The organism is Ruminiclostridium papyrosolvens C7 (genome assembly GCF_000421965.1).
In the GTDB taxonomy this organism is placed as follows: domain Bacteria; phylum Bacillota; class Clostridia; order Acetivibrionales; family DSM-1351; genus Ruminiclostridium; species Ruminiclostridium papyrosolvens_A.
Genome location: NZ_ATAY01000022.1, coordinates 165998 through 181801 on the forward strand (window position 1 = coordinate 165998; position 15804 = coordinate 181801).

General features: G+C 37.9%; 9 protein-coding genes. 3 read left to right on the forward strand and 6 right to left on the reverse strand.

The features are described from left to right. Nucleotides 1–2: 2 nt before the first annotated feature. The gene (locus L323_RS27890) at nucleotides 3–3983 is read right to left on the reverse strand and encodes an S-layer homology domain-containing protein (protein ID WP_020814933.1); all 3981 of its coding nucleotides are present in this window, start codon (nucleotides 3981–3983) and stop codon (nucleotides 3–5) included. A 289-nt stretch (nucleotides 3984–4272) separates the two neighbouring features. Here L323_RS27890 and L323_RS41180 point away from each other — a divergent pair, with 289 nt between their 5' ends. The 3 genes from L323_RS41180 to L323_RS27900 are packed head-to-tail and all read left to right on the forward strand — an operon-like array spanning nucleotide 4273 to nucleotide 5049. Next, nucleotides 4273–4485 carry a hypothetical protein gene (locus tag L323_RS41180; protein WP_131451045.1) on the forward strand — a complete coding sequence of 71 codons (213 nt, stop codon included), beginning with the start codon at nucleotides 4273–4275 and terminating at the stop codon, nucleotides 4483–4485. A gap of 49 nt (nucleotides 4486–4534) precedes the next feature. After that, nucleotides 4535–4828 carry a hypothetical protein gene (locus L323_RS27895; RefSeq protein ID WP_020814934.1) on the forward strand — a complete coding sequence of 98 codons (294 nt, stop codon included), beginning with the start codon at nucleotides 4535–4537 and terminating at the stop codon, nucleotides 4826–4828. An 11-nt stretch (nucleotides 4829–4839) separates the two neighbouring features. Then, the gene (locus L323_RS27900) at nucleotides 4840–5049 is read left to right on the forward strand and encodes a hypothetical protein (RefSeq protein WP_020814935.1); all 210 of its coding nucleotides are present in this window, start codon (nucleotides 4840–4842) and stop codon (nucleotides 5047–5049) included. 342 nt (nucleotides 5050–5391) lie between these two features. Here L323_RS27900 and L323_RS27905 read toward each other — a convergent pair whose 3' ends face one another. The 5 genes from L323_RS27905 to L323_RS27925 form a co-directional block, all read right to left on the reverse strand. Then, nucleotides 5392–8013: a dockerin type I domain-containing protein gene (locus L323_RS27905; RefSeq protein ID WP_020814936.1), complete on the reverse strand. Its 2622-nt coding sequence runs from the start codon at nucleotides 8011–8013 to the stop codon at nucleotides 5392–5394. A 1297-nt stretch (nucleotides 8014–9310) separates the two neighbouring features. Further along, nucleotides 9311–11137, reverse strand: a complete 1827-nt coding sequence (gene glmS / locus L323_RS27910; RefSeq protein WP_020814937.1) for a glutamine--fructose-6-phosphate transaminase (isomerizing) — start codon at nucleotides 11135–11137, stop codon at nucleotides 9311–9313. A 559-nt stretch (nucleotides 11138–11696) separates the two neighbouring features. Further along, nucleotides 11697–12665, reverse strand: coding sequence for a hypothetical protein (locus tag L323_RS40555; protein WP_020814938.1), 969 nt, complete (start codon nucleotides 12663–12665; stop codon nucleotides 11697–11699). A gap of 122 nt (nucleotides 12666–12787) precedes the next feature. Beyond that, nucleotides 12788–14137, reverse strand: coding sequence for a phosphoglucosamine mutase (gene glmM / locus L323_RS27920; RefSeq protein ID WP_020814939.1), 1350 nt, complete (start codon nucleotides 14135–14137; stop codon nucleotides 12788–12790). Between the two features lie 79 nt (nucleotides 14138–14216). After that, the gene (locus L323_RS27925; RefSeq protein WP_031341908.1) at nucleotides 14217–15803 is read right to left on the reverse strand and encodes an NAD(P)/FAD-dependent oxidoreductase; all 1587 of its coding nucleotides are present in this window, start codon (nucleotides 15801–15803) and stop codon (nucleotides 14217–14219) included. Nucleotide 15804 lies beyond the last annotated feature (1 nt).

The window sequence follows — 15804 nt, forward strand, 5'->3', positions numbered from 1 at the left end:
TTCTACTCAACTAAACTGCTTATATGTTCAGCATTAATGGCAGAAAACGTGAATTTTTTACTATCATTTTCCAGATCTTCTTTTGTAATAGTGGCATCTGTAAAGAAAAATCTCCATTTCCAAATTTCAGGGTCATAGTAGTTAATAACACCATGCATTAGTGTTGGTACAAAGCTACTGTTTCCACTAATTGTTATCTGACTTGTTGGAGGAGTATATATATCAGGACCAATTTTAAAAGTAACTATATCAACTAAATCCTTAAATTTTGTAAACCAGCCATATGGATTACACTCCTCATTTTCGGCATTTGGTATAATAATGGCAGCACCGGTTATAGCAGTTACAGTTCCGATAGTAAAATATTCCTCTGATAAATCACCGGCATTATTCTGAAATAAATCCAGAGTTCCGCTGCTTCCCAGCTCAACGTCACCGACCAATACTTTTCTCTTATTCTGTGAATTCACATCAATGGCAATGGTATAAGTATCTTTACCGCTGATATTTCCAACTTTCGTCACTTCTTCGGAACCCTGTATACTGAGTTTAACTCCATCTGCTAAGGTGATGTTTCCTACCTTACCGCCCATTACATAAATTGCATAAGAATCTTTTGAAGCTTTATTTACAATGATATCACCAATTGTGTTTCCACCGATGACGGTAAGTTTTGCAGTAACTGAATCTAAATAGACAGGAATACCACTTGGTGCAAAGTGACCCACCAAATCAGTTCCAATGGTTACTTCACCAACTACTTTTATAGCTTCTAAGGTTCCATTATCACTGAATTTAAACATTAATGAATTTGTATAATCAACCGTTTGGCCTTCCTTAATAGTCAACATACTGTTTATTCTGCCAGCCACACCTTGAGCTACCTTGTAATAAACTCCACCTATCATAACTCGGTCAGTATCGGCACTTGTTACTTTGTAATAATCTTTTGTATCCGGAAAGGCTGTTGGAGTTTCCGCAGCTGAAAGTCTTGTCCAAACATCATTTTCACTAAAGCTAATTGTTGAGTCGGCAGGTGTAATAGTCTTTGTTATTTTATATCCTTTATTTGGCTCTGTACCAGAGTCTGTAACTAATTCACTATAAAAAGTAATTGATGATACAGAATAACCCAAATCTTGAATTTTACCACTTTGTAATCTATAATGATAATTTTGAGGCAACTGGTATTTAGCAATATACTCATCTGAATTGTTTACAATTGTCAAATCCCTTGAAAATTTTATCGTAGACTCGGAAGCCTTTCCGCTAGCTGTACCTTTTATACTTGCCCATCCCAAATCAGCCACTAATTTGTTGGTTCCGGTTGGTGAAGTAAAGTTAGCATCACCTGTAATTGCAATATAGTCCGCATCAGTTAAATTTATTTTTACATAACCAGGAACATTTCCATACAACAATTCATAAGTTCCGGGCTCACCTGAGTTTTCAGCCTTACTGTAATTTGATAATTGATGTTTTTGAGAACCTATCATAACACTTATTTTTGTTGTATCAATAGTCAAGTCACTTGCAGATGCACCATTAGAGCCGGAAAATGAAAATTGTATATTCTTGACTGCTGAATCCTTATTAAAGTTAGATACATAATTTACTTTCATTCCCAGCTCTGCCTGAGCGATTGCCATATCGGTGTACGTACTGAAATCTGAATTCTGGTATACAATATTACCGTCTGTAACAATAGTTTGCACTCTTGCAACATATGAGTTTCCGGCAACAATTCCATTGTCCAGTAATATTATCCCTGAAAGATTGTTTTTCGGAACTGTTAACGTAAGGATTGTATCTGCAGGTGTTTGTGGAGTTGAGAATGAAGCAATTTCCACGGAATATTCTTTTATATTGCTGTCCTCTGCGCCATTCGCCGCAGTAATTGTATAAGCCAGCCCGCCTGTTCCTGAAGTATTTGAAGATAGTGTTACACTTGGAGTACCTAATTTTTCTAAAGCAACATTTGAATATGGATTTATGCCGGTAATAGTGAGGATATCAGAGGTATTACCTGAAGCATCTTCCATTACTATATACGCTGTGTATTTTTGACCGGCTGTCAGACCTGTCAGATTAATCTGATAGTACACAGGGTTTCCGGAAGCTGACCCTGTTGTATTTGATGCTTTAATCGCTACCATGTCAGGAGCACTTGCACTTGCATCTTTTAGTAAATAATAGTATTTAACGGTACCGGCTTCTTGTGTAGCATGATATTTCAATGTAGCTGTTGTTCCAGTTGCTGTACCCAGATTTTCAACAGTGCCGCCAGAAAGCTCAGGTGGCGTTGTGTCAGCTGGATTAACAGTTACGGTAGTTGTTGCTGTTTTAGTCGGATCTGCTGCTGAGACAGCTGAGATTATAGTTGTACCTTCTGTCAATGGAGTTACTATACCATTATTTACGGTTGCAACCGTTGTATCGCCGGATGACCAGGTTACATTTTTGTTTGTCGCATTTGAAGGTGTAATTGCTGCTATTATTTTTCCCGTTGCTCCACCTGCTGTCAGGGTCATTGTAGTTGGTGAAACACTAATAGCACTAACTGGCGTTACTGATGGTGTTGTATTATCACCTCCACTGTTCCCGCCATTGCCGGGATTAGGCGTTGGTGTTCCACCTGTTGTACCGCTTCCGGTATTATTATTTACAACTGAAGTTCCACCCGTGACAGGTACTCCTCCCGCGGTTGCTCCGGTTACACCGGCTGCTGCTGTTATTTGTGTGTTCGGTGTTGTAACACTGGAATTATTTGCACCCTCATGGAGAAGAACTTTCTCTACAGTTCCCGCTCCACTAACAGTAGTCTCTGCTGCTGAAGTTATTGTGTTAACAACCGCACCTTTTTCTGCCTCTATAGCAGTATTTTCTCCTGTATTATTTACAGAAACAGATTTTATCTTTGATTCCTTATCAACAAATATAGTAGTGTTGGCGCTTGAAACCTTCGTATTTTCAATATTTGCTGCAATTGCTTTAACAATTACATCTGGAGTTCCTATCTCCAAGGTTCCAACGGAACCTGTGATTATGATTTCTTCACCTTTTGCAATTTCAATTTCTTTTACAGTGTTGCCATCTGAGATTGCTATTCTCAGTTTATCATTAACCTTTTCAATTTTGATATTTGAGATATTTGAAGTCCCGGTGATATGTATAGAATTTTCACCACCGCCCCTGACAACAGTATTCCCCTTAACGGTTACACTGTCAAGAGTGACATCCCCTTCGCCAACTCCTTCTGCAATAATCAGATTCTCTGTAATATTAACTCCCCTAAGTATAACGTCAGGTACCTTTATAACTACTGTTCCAGTCACATTGCCGTCATAAGTACCAGCTTTTGTATAATAACCTTTTACAATGTTATTTATGATTGCTACAATTTCTGCTCTGGTAATATTTGCTTTAGGATTAAACTTACCATTATTCCCATTTACGTAGCCCTTGGCTTCCATCTCAAATACAGAAGTCCTTGCCCATGATGATACTTCTTTTTCATCAGAAAAATGCGTATTGGAAGTAGTGCCTTCATTTACTGAAAATGCTTTTGCCATCATTACTACGGCTTCTTCCCTTGTAATTTTATCTGTTGGGCGAAGCAGTGTAGCTCCATTACCATCAATAATTCCTGCGGCATTTGCCTTTAGAACTGCATTAGTATAAAACTGTCCTGCTTTTAAATCTGAAAAAGTGTTCTTGGAGGTCGCCTTGTAGTCCATAATGTTGTCAAGGATACATGCCATTTCTCCTCTGGTTATAGAATCATTAGGTCTGAAAAATCCATCATATCCGTTAATGACACCCTGTGCTGACCATTTGTAAATAGCATCTGATGCCCAATGGCCATTTAAATCTTTAAACGTCTGTTGTACTGTTGCCATCGATGCATCTGCTGCTGCAAATGATGTTCCAAATGAACTCATTAGCATGACGACAGCAACGATGAAAGAAATTGCTTTCTTCATAGCACTTCACTCCTTTTTGTAAATTGTTAAATACTTTATATTTTGACATTTATTTTATTAAAAGTCAACCAAAATATGACATTATTTTACCAGAAATTTGTACTCGTGACAAATTCCTACCTTAAAACAACGATTTATTAAGTAAATTCACAGGGTTTGCAATGCAGAATAAAGAAGGTAATTTTAGAATAAGCAATTGGCTTAATTGTTGATAAAAATATTCAAAAATAGGAATTTATCTAGTTAGACCATAATTCGACAATAATATATTAATTTGATATGGTAAACTGTGAACAACAAAGGTGCAGAAGCGACTATTGAAACACAAAATCTTTCTGTTATATCTTCGGCTTCTGCATGGGCTATGACATGTGATGGTAATAGTGGTAGTACAGGATATGTACAAGTAGGGTGGTTAAAATATCCAGTTAGTAACAAAGATTTTAGAGTCGGATTCGGCAATGCAAAAATGTACTTGGTTATTTATAACAACTGGTACTAAACTTCTTACTAATATCCGATTGAGCCGTAAATCAAGGGAGAGTTTAACTATGAAAAAAATGATTGTAACAATGGTTACAATTTTAGTGTTAACAGTATGTTTGACTGCTATAGTAATTGCAAATTCACACAATAATAATACCAATACTACTGTATCCCCAACTATTTCTGATAATATCATTAACACTTTAGTGAAAAACCCCAACTTTCAAAATCATGGTTTTGAGATTAGGAAAATGTTTGAAGCAGTAAAAATCGATAAGAAAACTGCTATTGAGTTGGCAAAAAAGGTAGTTGGAGAAAAACAAGGACAGAAGCAAAAAATATTTCTGCTTTACTTGTAAAATTTACGGATATGTACAAACTTAAATTACCTGAATCAGATATTATTTTAAAAGATTATCCGGTATGGATTGTAACTTTTAATGGCGTAAACCTTCTAAGAAGTGGCCCTAAGCAAAGCAATACAAATTCTGCTACTGTTTATGCAGATAAAAATGTTGTTATTGATGCTAATAACGGTGTTGAATTAGAAACATTTTCATATGGGAGTAGTTTAAAATAGTTAATGATATATTTTTATATTTTTGCTCATTTATCACATGATTGTTTAGTAGCCAGATGGTCTGAATAGTCAACCATGCCTTTTTCATATGCCCTTGCTAGTATAGAAAGTACATTAGACTCAAACATAGTATTATTTGTCTTCAACATTATCTAAATACTTATGAACCCAATGATTTAAAAGACTATATCCATATTTTCTTCTAGTACCTTTAAGTATCCCCATATCCCACACCCCTATAATTAATTATAAAAAAAAGTAGGCAAGGTGGTAATCCTTGTCTACTTTTTTTACAACTTCACTAAGCTGGTGTCTCTTAACTAAAAAACTAAATAGAGATCATTAAAACGAGGTAATTATCCCCAATAAATAACTTTTAAATACTGCCAAGTCAATAGCATTTACTGAACCATCATGATTAACATCAGCGGCAATCAATTGTTTATCAGTAAGTGTCGTTGAACTGAGAATATACCTTTTTAATGCCGCAAAATCGAGAGCATCAACAAGGCCGTCTTCATTAATGTCTCCAATAGTAGGAGTGGGTGTACCGGAGGTAGGCTCACCATATACAATACCTCTTCCATTGGTTGCAACAAATACACGGCCATAAACTCTTAAATCTCCTGTAATTGAGTAGTTTATAGAACCATACTGGTGCTGGTCGTCATTTACTCTGACCCAGCTTTTAGCCATATCATCGGAACGATAGACCGCATATTGACCGTCTTTTTCGCCGCACATATAGATTGCCAGGTAGTCTGCACCATCCTTGGCTTTACCGAATCCAACTACATCAGATCTGGTAATGTCGTTAACTTTATTAATTGTTTTACCTCCATCAGTTGTGTAGGAAAGACCTGTGGTTGAACCAGGAATCCAAACATGCCCTTCTTTATTAGGAACTGCTTTGATTTTTGAAGTAGAAGATTCAAGACCTGTTTTTACAGCTGTGAATATTTGACCTCCATCATTACTTGAATAGAAAGTATTATTTGCGTATGCATAGAATACTTTCGGGTTAACTCTGTCCGAACAAACATTTGCACCTGCCGGAAGTGTGCTGACTGCTTTCCAGCCGCCATTTACATAGCATACAACTCCCTGACTTGTGCCTGTTGACCAGACAAATGTTGAACCGTCGGCAGACACTGCAACAGTACCACCCTGTATAATGTCATCTTCAGTACTTGCAGGGAATGTATAACTTATATTTGGCTGAACTTCAGCCCATGTTGTGCCTCCATCTTTAGAAATGGCAACGCTTTTTTTAATCATTTCATATTGTTCTTTATCAGTATTACCTACTCTTACTATGGTTTTCGGATTGAGCTCTGCATAATCCAAACCTGTAGTGCTCGTAAATCTAGGAGTTAGCATCATCATGTCCGGACCTACTTTTAAGTCTTTATGTACGAATCCACAGATATCTCCAACCCCGCTTATCAGTTCTACGCCATTAATTGGCGGACATATCAGACTTAAAACAGCAGTTTCTTCAACTCCCGTTCCCATAACTTCGATATTTACTAATTTACCGCTATCCCAATCTGTCAGATTTTTTGAGCCATAAATAGTAGCACCTGTACCATACATCATTTCATTGGAATCAAAAGGATTGATTGCAAGAGCGCTCATCATCCAGCCAAGCTTTGGAGCAGGATAATTCATTATTTCGTCGCCCGTTACCAAACCGCCGCTTGCTGCGTTTATCTTATTTCCAAATGTAAGCCAGGGCGCTTTCGAAATATCCATTGTATATTTAAGGTTTCTTGACGGATATGAGTCACCGTTTTCCCAAATAGCATCCCAAGTTTTACCCGCATCCCTTGAACGGAAAATAAAGTTATCAGGCCACCATGATTGAAGTGACGATATTATAAGTGTATCAGGATTTTGTGCATCAACACTTAAACCTGAAAATCCGTAGTAGTTTTCATACTTTGGTGAACCATCCCAGTTTTTCCCGGAAGGAGGTGTTATATCTGTCCAAACACCTGTATTTGTATCGTATTTATAAACTGCACCGTCATCACACTGATAAGGGCCTCCCCTATCACAATATGTAACAAATAAAATTCCTTTGCTGTTTACAACTGCATGCTGAGGGATACCGATTTTCAAGGCTTTACTGTTATGCTGTGTAAAAGTGCTTTCTGTCGGTTGACCTTCAACTGGTTTCCAGGTTACTCCTGCATCATGACTGACATACAGCGGATTCTTTTTATCAGCAACACCGACATAAATGTCCTTAGTCGGTGAACCTTTAGTACCCTTATATGAATCAAAAGTTACAAAACACAATCCCAGATTATCCGATGAATACTCAAAATTGGGATCTTCAACATAGTTTCCTACATTTGTAAAGCTGCTAACCTTTGCCCACGTTTTACCGTAGTCTGTACTTTTCCAGAGACCTTTACCGCTTCTTGCCGCAAAATATAATATGTTATTGCTGTTGGGATCAACCATCAAACGTTCACCAACTGAACGCCCCGGCATGTTTCCTCCGAATTTGAAAGGCAGCTCTGTCCTTTCCCACGTTTTACCGTAGTCTTCAGAACGAAGAATATATCCGTTCATTGATGTCCAGCTGTTTGTATATGTACCGGCTGCTATATAAACTCTGTTTGTATCAACCGGGTCGGTAGCTATACTTTCACACCCTAAAAGGTTCCATTCATCCGGCGATACCCAGTCGGTAATAGGCTCCCATTCTAATGTTTGCTTGTTCCTTATATATGCTCCACCCATGTCGGTACGAGCATAAACAAGGCCCTTCTCTGTTGGGTTATAAACAATTCCGCAAACATATCCTCCTCCGCCGCCGATTTTAACATTATTCCAATTATACGAAGCACTAACAGCTCCATTTACTGATACAGGTTGTACTAATAGAGAAGTACACGTAAAAGCAAAAAGTAAAAATAAAATCATAATTTTTTTGATATTTCTAATCTTCATAAGATTAACCTCCTAGATTTTTTTATTCCTTTAGAATTATAAAACTAACAAACACAAAAAAACTTAGCCCCCCTTTCTTTTGAATGTAATATATTTAGCTACCTGTGTTTTTGTACAAATAACTTTGGCAACATAATAGGCTTAGCCCCAAGGTTTACCTATATTTCGCTGTAGAGATATACCTAACCTTGAGAACTCCATAATATAACAGTTAGTTTCAGCTAGGATGTTGAGAACAATAATATTTGCTCATATGCCAGAGCACTTATCTTTGGCAGCATGACGATAATTTTAAGTCGGGATAGCAGGTTGTGAGTAATGAATACAGCCGTAGGAAGGAATGGTTTAAGCTTTCAGGTCTTGAAAAATGCCTCAATTGTATGATTCTTGTTAAAAAAATGGAATATTTCATCTGCAGATTTTTGTGAAACGCCCCCTTACTATTGTTTGGTTGGTGCTTAACAAATTCGTAAGTGATAAGGTTTTCACCTTTTGTTATATTATGGTGCCTAATATATTACATTTTCAAGGTACGCGTTTATACGAAACTTAGGTAGCTAGTACTTCCTCTGTTTGGTTCTGCTTATCTATAATAAGCTTGCTAAAAATATAAAGTGCATTGCTTGTCTTTATCAATAGCAAGATTTTCGATTAAGTTTTAGAATTGGATTCTTTAACGAAAAAGCAAGTTGTATTATAAATTCGATCCGTCTAGCTCTATTCATTTATTTCTTTAAATGCAGCTTCATCACTATCCGCATAATGAGATGACATATCGGTTGAATACTGTTTCTGTATAATTCCCTTAAAATACTTCAATTACTATAAATATACAATATAGATATTAAACTTACAATATTAAAAATTATAGGTAGACATTCGTAGAATTTATAGGTAGACATTCATAGAATACTATGAAGTCTACCTATTTTAGTCAAGTTATATGAGTGGCAAACTATTTGAGTACCGACAACATCTGTGGAGTTATAAAAAAGTTGTAAAATTATTGTTTATTACCTTTGACGCATTTTAGCAATATTTCTTTATCACCTATGTCTGTTGAATTAAGTCCAACCTCCCAATACTCCAATAAAAATAAAAACCGAATCGCATTTCCTAATACTACCATTAGTAATAATAGAAAGACGATCCGGTACACATCTTTATTGTTAGTATGAAACTTTATTAACTCCGCCAGTTATGTTTTTTAGTTTTCTGGAAATAATAAATACATAACTTTTTTATTATTTCCACAACTTTTTTATGATTCCACCCACCAACATCTATCCCATTTTCCTTACTCCACAGTTACACTCTTAGCAAGATTCCTCGGCTTGTCAACATCACAGCCCTTTTCTATCGCCATGTAGTAAGCGAAAAGTTGAAGCGGAGTAACTGCTGAAATTGGAGCAGTTAGTGAGTCCACGTCTGGTATAGTTATTACAGTGTCTGCTGTCTTTCGCAGTTCCTCTGCATGCTTTTCCTGTGTAATAGCAAGAACCACCGCACCTCTGGCCTTAACCTCACGTATATTGCTTACCATTTTGTCAAAGAGGGTATCCTGAGTCATTGGGCAAACGACAAGAGTTCCTTTTTCAATAAGAGCAATAGTTCCGTGCTTTAATTCACCGCCTGCGTATGCCTCCGAGTGAATGTAAGAGATTTCCTTCAGCTTTAAAGAGCCTTCCAATGAGAGAGCATAGTCAAGGCCTCTTCCGATAAAAAATATACTTTTGGCATTGTAATGCTGATGAGCAAATTTCTGTATATCTTCCTTATTCTCCAGAATCTTTTCAATATCGCTTGGAATTTCTTTTAGCTGATTGAGAACAGCATCGGCTTCCTCTTTTGTGATTGTACCCTTTTTAAGCCCAAGCTCAAGAGCCACCATATAAAGAGCTGTCAATTGGGTATTGTAGGCTTTTGTTGATGCAACAGCAATCTCAGGCCCTGCCCATGTGTATAGAACATCATCTGAATCACGTGCAATAGAGCTACCTACAACATTAACTATAGATAAAATTCTTGCTCCCCTTTTCTTTGACTCACGTAGTGCAAACAGGGTATCCAGAGTTTCTCCCGACTGGCTTATTATTATTGTCATATTCTTATCTGAAATAAGCGGATCACGGTAACGGAATTCAGATGCAACATCTACTTCTACCGGGATTCTGCAAAGTTTTTCTATAATGTATTTTCCGATAACACCTGCATGATATGCAGTTCCACAGGCAACGATATAGATTTTTTCCAGCTTGTTTATATCTTCCTCGGTAATGGTTACATTATCAAGAACCAGTCCGCCGTCCTTTAATCGAGGATTAATAGTATCCCTTATAACCTTTGGTTCTTCATACATTTCCTTCATCATAAAATGCTCGTAGCCGCCCTTTTCAGCAGCTTCTACATCCCAGTTTACCTTGAAAATTTCTTTATCAACAGGAGCGCCAAGGCTATTGAAAACCTGTACGCTGTCTCTTGTGAGAATGGCAACTTCCTTATCCTCAAGAATATAAATATTTCTTGTATATTCAAGAATTGCAGGAATATCCGAAGCAATAAAGTTTTCACCTTCCCCAAGACCGATAATCAAAGGACTGTCTTTTCTCGCACATACAAACATATTCTCATCGTCCTTGCAAAGCACTCCCAGCGCGTAGGACCCTTCGATTTCATCAATTGCCTTCATTACTGCATCTACAAGGTCTCCATCGTAGTAATACTCCACAAGGTGTGCAATAACTTCGGTATCAGTCTCTGATTTAAAAACATATCCCTGACCTTTTAAAAACTCTTTTATTTGCATATAGTTTTCAATAATTCCGTTATGGACAACAACTATCTCACCTGACTGACTTATGTGGGGATGTGAATTAACATCGTTAGGCTCTCCGTGAGTAGCCCATCTGGTATGGCCGATTCCCATATAACCGTTTAACTTCTCTGATTCAAGCTTTTCTTCCAGACATGCAAGTCTGCCCTTGCACTTGATAACTTTTAAAATTCCGCCCTCATTTACAGAGACACCTGCTGAATCATATCCTCTGTATTCAAGCTTTGATAATCCATTTATAAGAACAGGTACTGCTTTTCTATTTCCAATATATCCAACTATTCCGCACATATTAATTCTCCTTCAACTTTATTATTTTACATAATTACAGCAAATAATTCTAAAATAACCCGCTGTATCAATTGGTTGTAGCACAAAAAAAGATACACTTCCCCCTTAGTACAGGCGAAAAAACAACGCAAAAATAACACATAAGTGTAAAAAAGGGCAAAACTAAAAACACCCTCCCAATTTCTAAAAAACAATATTAAGTTTTTATATAATGAATTTTATAAGATATAATACAGGATCAGTTACATGAGACCATTTTGTTTTTGCAGTCGCCTGCAAGCTTTGTTTTGTCTCTCTCGACCGTAACAGCCGGAAGGTATCCGCCGAATCTTTCGATACGACACACATTGGTTGTGAATCGCTTCCTTCTCCTCGTCAACAGATTTATAATAAAATCTGTCCTGGCGCCTTTTTAATTCATTTTAATCCTGCCTTTTTTCCCACCCCCTCAATATCCAATTATTTCTTAAATCCATTCATATCTATACTACAATATATTATATATACTACAAAATTGTCAACACAATTCACAGTTTTTTAACTTTTGTGGAAAATTGTACTAGGACTTGTCCGGATTATAACCCAGAAGCGGAGTCAGGTCATGACCTCCCATATCCTTTATATACACTGTTATAGGTGTTTTATTACCATCAACGGGAACACCGTTTTTGTCCTCCGGGTAAACCTTTTTACCGCCAAATAGCTGTGCAACACCCTGTGTTCCGAGTAAATGAGCCCCCGCCAGCAGACCTGATGCGGTTATATATACTCCGCACTTTGTTTCGCCTATATGCTTTTTATATGGCTTGATATATCCCCAAACCTTTGCAAGAAAAGCCAAAAAAGCTGTCTCCTGAGCCTCTTCATTATTTAAAAAGTCTTTCTTACTGAACACATTGTACTTTTTGGCTAAATCACTCCACATTCCCTCAAAATTATTATCCCCGTCTACTCTGTAAGCACCTTTCTCAACTTTTTCATAATAGAAGCCTGCATCTGCCAAAGCTAATTCACCCATTTGATACTTTCCCAGATACCCCAGCCCGTTTACAACTTTATAGTCTCCGCCCGATTCATGGTCAGCAAGTTTTTTAAGAAAGTCTTCAAAGCTTTTAATTCCCGCCAATAGACCTTTGCTCTTCTCCAGAGCTTTCTCAGCGCTGAGTATTACTCCGGATAAAGCAGTATTAATATTAGCCATGGTAATTTTATTTTGTGAGGTAGTTACATTTTTTGCAGTCACATTATTTAATAACAAAACCCCATTTGCAAGCTTTATGGCAGCCTCCAAACCTTTTATTGCATTTTGCACGGCTGTTGAGCTTTTTTTATCAATTGCATTATCAACAAGTGCACAGAATTTTTTCAGCTGGGTAATTTCTTTTTGAGAGGTTAAGACAGCGGTTTTGACCGTCTCGTCTTCCTTGGTGGTTTTGCTGACTGCTTTTTTTACTATATTCTGAAAACTTTTGTTTCCTCTTCCTGATGCTACTTCTATATTTTTATCTGTCTTTTCATTTTTTTGCATAATAATCCCTCCAAAAATACTCATCTAATTTATAAGTAAATTTAAAAGGACATTTAACACCCAAAAAACACAAAAAATAGAAGGGTGGAAAAATTTTTCTCACTCCTCCTATTATGTATACTTTAGGACAATCTTCCTTCAATAACTCTTACGAGTTCCTTTGCACGCCTTGTAATGATATCCTTGTTTTTGCCTTCAATCATTACCCTTACCAAAGGCTCGGTTCCCGAAGGTCTTATAAGGACTCTTCCTTCTCCCTTGAACTCGTCCTCAAGCTCCTTGCACATCTTCTTGATTACTTCGTCGTCGAGATATTTATACTTCTTTTCATTGGTTACCTTTGCATTTATCAATACCTGAGGCAATATCTGCATTACACCTGCAAGCTCTGAAAGCTTTTTGCCCGAATCCTTTAAAACCTTCAGCAGCTGAACGGCAGTTAAAAGACCGTCTCCCGTAGTATTGTGGTCCAGAAATATAATATGGCCGGACTGCTCACCACCAAGCATATATCCTTTATTAAGCATTTCTTCCAGAACGTATCTGTCTCCAACCTTCGTTTTCTCAATAGTAAGGCCGTTATTTTTAGCCATAATATCAAGTCCCATGTTGCTCATAACTGTTGCCACGATTGTATTCTGAGCCAGCATCCCTTTATCCTTCAGGTACAGGCCGATAATAGCCATTATCTGGTCACCGTCTACAATATTACCGTTTTCATCAACAGCAAGAACTCTGTCAGCGTCACCGTCAAAAGCAAGACCTATATCAGCCTTTATCTCCTTTACATATGCCTGAAGCTGCTGCATATGTGTAGAGCCGCATCCGCTATTTATATTTGTTCCGTCAGGTTCATTATTTATAACACTTACATCGGCCTTTAAATCCAACAGTGCCATTGGAGCCGCTTGAAAAGATGCCCCATTTGCGCAATCAATTGCTACCTTTATTCCTTCAAGGTCACCTGTAATAGTTCCCTTTACAAAGTTTACGTAATCTTCAAGAGCATTTTCCTGATAGCATTTGAAGCCTATATTCTGTCCTACGGGCTTAGGCAAATCTTCACAGTCATTTTGTATTATTTCTTCAATTTTATCTTCAATAGCATCGGGCAGCTTATACCCGTTTGAATTGAAAAACTTTATTCCGTTATATTCAAAAGGGTTATGTGAAGCTGAAATAACAACACCCGCATCGGCATCATACTGTCTTGTAAGGTATGCTATTGCAGGAGTTGGAATTACTCCAAGGCTGACAACCTGTGCTCCTACAGAACAAATTCCCGAAATCAGAGCAGCTTCCAGCATATCCCCTGATATTCTTGTATCCATACCAACAAGTATTTTAGGTGTATGCTTGGTTTCACCCGTAAGTACGTAAGCACCTGCCTGGCCAAGCTGATATGCAAGTTTTGGAGTCAATTCGAGATTCGCAACACCTCTGACCCCGTCAGTTCCAAATAATCTTCCCATTCTATCCTCCAAGTTCCATTTATTTCGAATTTAACTTTCATTATATAATATATCATCTTTTAATATGTTATTAATAGTTCTATTTCGGAATTGCATAAGTTTTAATAATTTGTTCTGCTATACGTATTCCGTCTACAGCAGCACTTACTATTCCACCTGCGTATCCTGCTCCCTCGCCTGCCGGATAAAGTCCCTGCAAATCAATACATTCGAGCTTATCGTTTCTAGGAATTCTCACCGGAGATGAGGTTCTTGTCTCAACACCTGTAAGCAATGCATCCTTCATACCAAACCCTTTTAACCTTCTGCCGAAATAGCTTATTGACTGTTTCATACTATCCGTCACATAATTCGGCAGACAATTATTGATATCTGCACATCGGGTTTCCCCGGTATAGCTTGGCTTTACACTACCAAGTCCTCCTGTCCTTCCCTCCAGAAAATCCTCAAGCCTTTGCACGGGAGCACTATTATTTCTTCCTCCTGTTTCAAAAGCAAGCCTTTCCCATTTTCTCTGAAATTCTATTCCTGCAAGAGGGTGCTGTGTTCCAAAGTCCCCGGGCCCTACAGAAACCACCAATGCACTGTTGGCATTATCCTTGTCCCGTTTGAATTCACTCATACCATTAGTGACTATAGTGTCCGTTTCAGAAGCTGAGGCGACAACTACTCCGCCGGGGCACATACAAAAGGAATATGCCGTACGCTCCAGAAATTTGCAGAAAAGCTGGTAATCTGCGGGGCCTAATGCAGGGTGTCCGGCCGCGTCGCCGTATTGAGCCGTATTTATAACCTCTTGAGGATGTTCTATTCTGACCCCAATTGAAAATGGCTTCTGTACAAAGGTAATACCCCTTTTGTACAGCATTTCAAAGGTATCACGTGCACTGTGTCCAATAGCCAGTACTACAGTATTTGTGTCTATTAAAGAGTTGTTATTGGTATAAACACCACAGATTTCTCCATTTAGGGTCTTAACATCTACCATCTTCGTATTAAAAAGAACAGTTCCCCCAAGTCGTTCAATTTCCATTCTCATTTGTACTACAATATTCTTTAGAACATCAGTACCAATATGGGGTTTTGCTTTATATAATATTTCGTCAGGTGCACCAAACTTGTGAAATTCACTAAGAACCTTTTCGCACCTTGCATCATTTATTCTCGTTGTAAGCTTCCCATCGGAGAACGTGCCTGCTCCCCCTTCACCGAACTGTACATTGGTTTCGGTATCAAGGGTTCCGCTATTCCAGTAAACAGCCACCTTTTGGGTACGCTCACTGACATTCCCGCCTCTTTCAATTACAATAGGCTTGTAACCGTTCTGGGCGAGGACAAGTGCACAGAAAAGACCGGCAGGGCCGGTTCCTACAACAAGAGGTCTTCCGTCCATTGGCTTATTTCCCGGAAATAATTCTTCCTCCCGTAATTCTTGAAGGATTCGAACGTCCTTATCAGAAGGTACTTTGACACTATCATCAAGCTCGCATGAAACCGAGTAGACAAAACGTATGCCAGGTTTTTTCCTGGCATCTGTTGATTGTTTTACTATTTTTATATTTTTAACTAAATTGTTGTTTATCCTAAGCTTTTGAAGCACCTGATGTTCAAGTTCCTTTTGTCCTCCATCAAGTGTTGTTACCAGATTTGATATTATAATTTTCATC